The organism is Bacteroides sp. AM54-2NS (assembly GCF_003602935.1).
GTDB classification, from domain to species: domain Bacteria; phylum Bacteroidota; class Bacteroidia; order Bacteroidales; family Bacteroidaceae; genus Bacteroides; species Bacteroides xylanisolvens.
Map to the genome: position 1 here is coordinate 1 of NZ_QTMZ01000100.1, position 4120 is coordinate 4120.

Annotated in this window: 6 protein-coding genes; 5 read left to right on the plus strand and 1 reads right to left on the minus strand. The window is 48.6% G+C overall.

Annotated features, from left to right (window positions below; genetic code table 11):
- The first annotated feature begins 277 nt into the window (after nt 1-277).
- From DXA05_RS25650 to DXA05_RS25670, 5 genes are all read left to right on the plus strand, one after another.
- The gene (locus DXA05_RS25650; RefSeq protein ID WP_128859774.1) at nt 278-1390 is read left to right on the plus strand and encodes a hypothetical protein; all 1113 of its coding nucleotides are present in this window, start codon (nt 278-280) and stop codon (nt 1388-1390) included.
- 24 nt (nt 1391-1414) lie between these two features.
- On the plus strand, nt 1415-1861 hold the full coding sequence (locus DXA05_RS25655) for a hypothetical protein (protein WP_004319947.1): 447 nt from the start codon (nt 1415-1417) through the stop codon (nt 1859-1861).
- Between the two features lie 54 nt (nt 1862-1915).
- Entirely contained in the window at nt 1916-2353 is a 438-nt protein-coding gene (locus DXA05_RS25660; protein WP_224204808.1) for a hypothetical protein, read from the plus strand.
- A 73-nt stretch (nt 2354-2426) separates the two neighbouring features.
- Nucleotides 2427-2837: a hypothetical protein gene (locus DXA05_RS25665; RefSeq protein ID WP_008766906.1), complete on the plus strand. Its 411-nt coding sequence runs from the start codon at nt 2427-2429 to the stop codon at nt 2835-2837.
- 79 nt (nt 2838-2916) lie between these two features.
- Nucleotides 2917-3801 (plus strand): hypothetical protein, encoded by an 885-nt coding sequence (locus tag DXA05_RS25670; protein ID WP_005816280.1) that lies wholly within the window; start codon nt 2917-2919, stop codon nt 3799-3801.
- Between the two features lie 42 nt (nt 3802-3843).
- Here the strand turns inward: DXA05_RS25670 and DXA05_RS28245 are convergent.
- Nucleotides 3844-4120: hypothetical protein (locus DXA05_RS28245; protein WP_284515712.1), on the minus strand; the 277-nt coding region annotated here is incomplete at its 5' end.

Below are 4120 nucleotides of genomic sequence, written 5' to 3' on the forward strand. Positions count from 1 at the left end.
AAGATGTAACCTACTTTTGCCATACTGTTGTACGCTATTAAATGAAATCAAGTGCAAAGGTACACTATTTTTCCGAGAAACAATCATACTTGAACGAAAAATCATACTTAAACACGATAATTTGCCATTTTCTTTTCACTTGATTTCATTGAAAATCATACTCGCAAGTATGATACACAAATAAGATTAAACTTACTGTCATTCTTGCAAATATATCGCTGAAACGCATTAACTTTGCACCGTCAATTTCAAAATCAGACTCAAAATAATGACAACAATGAAATATGAAACCCAACTTTTCGGAGGACAAACCAACCTCCATTGCATGAAGCAAATATTGCATAATGCAAAATCAAACTCGCATGGCTGTATCAGACTTGCCATTTGTATTGCCACTGCGTTTGCCGTAGTCATGCTGACAGCATGTTCAGACGGAAACGGCACGAAGTCGTTCCATTCGAGCGATGAAGCCATCAGAGAGTATCATGGCTTTCTGACCACTCTTCGACAGAACGACAAGGTCTCAATTCAGACATTAGTTAAGATTGTCAACGAATGGCGCGTGTTGGACGATTCCGTGACATCGTGCATCTCACGTGACACTGTCAGGAAAGCCCACTCATACCCGTTCACGGTATATCATGAGTTGAACGACTCCATCCACATCGAGCTGTGCCGTATGGCGATGTCTAAGCAACGCACCTTTCACGACCTGCTCTATCTCAGAGAACAGACCTCTTCCCATGTTGGTGATGAGGAACTACAGCAAGCCGTGAAGGAAGCACAGCCATTCTTCGCTTCCTTGGATAGCCTGCCTATATATAATAAAGGTGGTAAACAGGCGGTACTGAAGCGTTACCTGCTGTTCCTGCAAAAATCCGCCAAGCAAGGCATTCACGGCAAGGAAGACCTGCTCGCTTTCATCAAGGAAGAGCATTTGTATTTCAAATCCTTCCTGCAATACCTGCCGGATTTTGCTGACGATGACATCGGTGACATCAGACGAAACACCGAACACTGCTGTCGGGAGATACTCCGTGCCGCCGACCGCAAGGATTTGTCCCACAAGGATGCAATGATATACCTCTCCATGCGCACCAACCACCGTCTGCTGCGCAACGCACAAGCGGCTATCGAGGATCTGAATAGTGGCAGGGTAAAGGACGAGCACACCATGCACGCCTACCTCCTGATGATGATGCAGCCGTTCATGACGATGGATGACCTTTCCGTGAGCGTGCTCTCCGACAAGGACAAGGCAGACCTCTACAAAATAGCCGATGCGCTCCCCAAGGAGATGGACGGTCTGGCCAAGAAACTGCACCTCGACAAGCAACGCCTGTCGGATATGCCCATGCTCATGATGAAGATTTATGTCACAAGATTATAAACACCCCAAACAGAGAATACGATTATGTTAGAACAGTTTTGCGATGATTTCCTTGCCGTCGTGCCTTTGCAGTTGCCAGAACTGCTGGACAAGCGCAAGATGGAGAAGCCTGTCAAGTATGACGATTACGTGCTTCTTACTTTCCAGTTGAACACCCCTTTCACGATAGAGGAGGTGATGGATATGCTCGAAGACGAGATGGAAATGATAATCCTCTATCACCACATTCCAAGCCGTCATACGGAGTTCGGACACAGCTGCTGTGCCTATTCCAACCCTTCTTTCGGACGGATGTTCAAGGTCAACGGCTCCACAGATGAGCGTGGCATGGTCAGCCAGATAAAAGTGACCATCTATGACTCGCTGGAGCACATGTCGGCAGATGTATGCCTCGACCTCAGTCTGCATTGCAAGAACGGGTTCTTCAAATACATGAAGCCCAAGGAGGAAGTCCTGCTCGACTTCATTTGAAAGTTACATTTGCCAGATGACAGTCCTGTTCTACCGCAACAACGCTCCATTCTGTTGTCCACAACAAAGGCCAAAGTCATGCCACAAGCTCCCGACCATCTGATGAAGGAAACGCTTTACATGAAGATTATCCATCTTCTCGACCGTCACCGCACATGGCTGGAGATTGAGAGCATCGCCACTGTCCGCAACCACACGATAGTCAGGAACGGCAGAATGACCGACATCCTCAGCCGTGTGCTTGTGGTCAAGGCCATCCACCATCATTTCCCCTACACGAGAGGGCAAGTGTGGCAGATAGCCGAGTACGACTTGGAACAGGCTATCAAGAGCCTTCGGACAACCGACGGAGCTTTCCGTCAGAGAATAATCAAGGGAGAACTGACACTGGAGGATGTGGAGCGTATCATATCCACTGCCACACACGGTGTCGTCCAGCCCGACCTGAGTCCACTTCCATTATTCACATGCTATACATATTATGACAAGTAAGATACTGTTTCTCATCCTGATGTCAGCGTTCTTCTTTGTGACGATGATTCTGCACAGAAGCCGCAGACAGTTTATGACACGGTTCTATCTGCGCATGACCGCGCTTGTGACAGCAAGGAAGCTCTACCGGTTGATGCTGCTCATCCTGCTGTACGTGTTCCACTTCCTCTACCTCTGTGTACACTATAACGACATAGGCGTAGTGGCTTCCACCATAGCGTTTGCCATATTCTTTGTCTTTATGGATGTGGAGAGGTGGCTACAGCGTCTGCACGAGGAGCGGACACCCTTCTGCATCGCCGCGTTGGCGGCAGTGGTGTTTGTCTTCACTCCTCATCTGTTCACGCTTGCTGTCACCATCTCCTTTGTCCTTCTGGCATCACTGTTCTATCCCTCGCGCATAGTCATATCGCTGTGGAAGAACAAGGCTGACCGCAAGATGCTCCTCGAAGACACAGAAATGCTCATCATATACTACTATTAAGTATCACCTGTATCATGCCGTTCCTTTTGTATAATGGAGCTGGCGACAAACAACAGTATTCACCAAACAGATTATTGAAATGAAGAAACAGAAACATAGAACGAGTTCCGGCAAGATGTCTGAACGGATGTCCCTGTTGGAGTTCTTGAAAGAGAGGTCCGGGATAAGGCTGTCGAAGCTCGAAGCCTACCTTGACCTTGTAGACAAGGCTTCTGTACAGTACATCCCCAAGGATCTGTGCAAGCAGGAGTTCAGCCTGTCCAACGGGCAGTTTGTAATCACCATTACCGAACTGGCAGGATGCTGGCATTGGCACCGCGCCACTGTCCGCACCTTCATCGAGCAGTTGGAGAAGATGAACCAGATTTCCGTCACCCGTCTCACGAAGAGCCAAATCATCACCATCCCGATGTTGGCTGAGACACCTGCCGTTTCTCCGATTGACGCAGCCTTGGATGTGTTCCGCCAGAAGATGTGTACCGCATTGGACGAATGGCGAAGCGGCAAGATGTCCGCATCGGCTTGCGCCTCGGAATGTGAACAACTCTACGAAGATGCAACAGAGGAAGTAGCCATTATCTTGCAGAAAGCCGACAATGGCAATTCAATTGGCAAGGTGCCATGCGGAAGAAACATTCCCGAATCTGTAGGACACGCCTTTTGTATGACTGCACTCACAGCTGTCTGCGAAGCCACCTTCCATCAGGTGCTTTCGCAGGAAACAGATAACGCCCTCGTTACCTCCCTTCTTCCCTTCTTTTACAAAGACCTGGGAGGAGACTGGCTCTCATTCATCGAGGCGGCAAAGGCAATATCAGAATTGGCATTGGATGGCAGCTCACCAGCCTTGCATCAGGAAAGCGCAGCCATCAAGTCACAGTTTCAGTCACTCTGCCGACCGTTCCTTGCCATTGTAGCCAACCAAGAGGGCTCCTGTCCATCAAAAGGCTGTATTAACCTCTAATAATCACCGTACAACGCTTCTTCTTTTCTACTGGCACAGTGTTTACACGTCTGCCATTGCTGTAAAATAATCGGGCTTGCCCGTTGGTCGGAAATGAGGGAATTTGGGTAGCCTAATACCCCTCTTGGTCTCCGACCATCGGGAGGCTGTCCTTACAAGCAGCAAGCTGGGGACAGGAGAGTTGTACACACATAAAAGGAAATTGGTTATGGCAACACCAAAACAGGTTATGGATTTCCGACCATCTAAGGGAATCACCACAGCACAGAGCAACGAGCACCAACGCCGTTGGACGGAAAAGGGTTGGGGATCCGCTGAA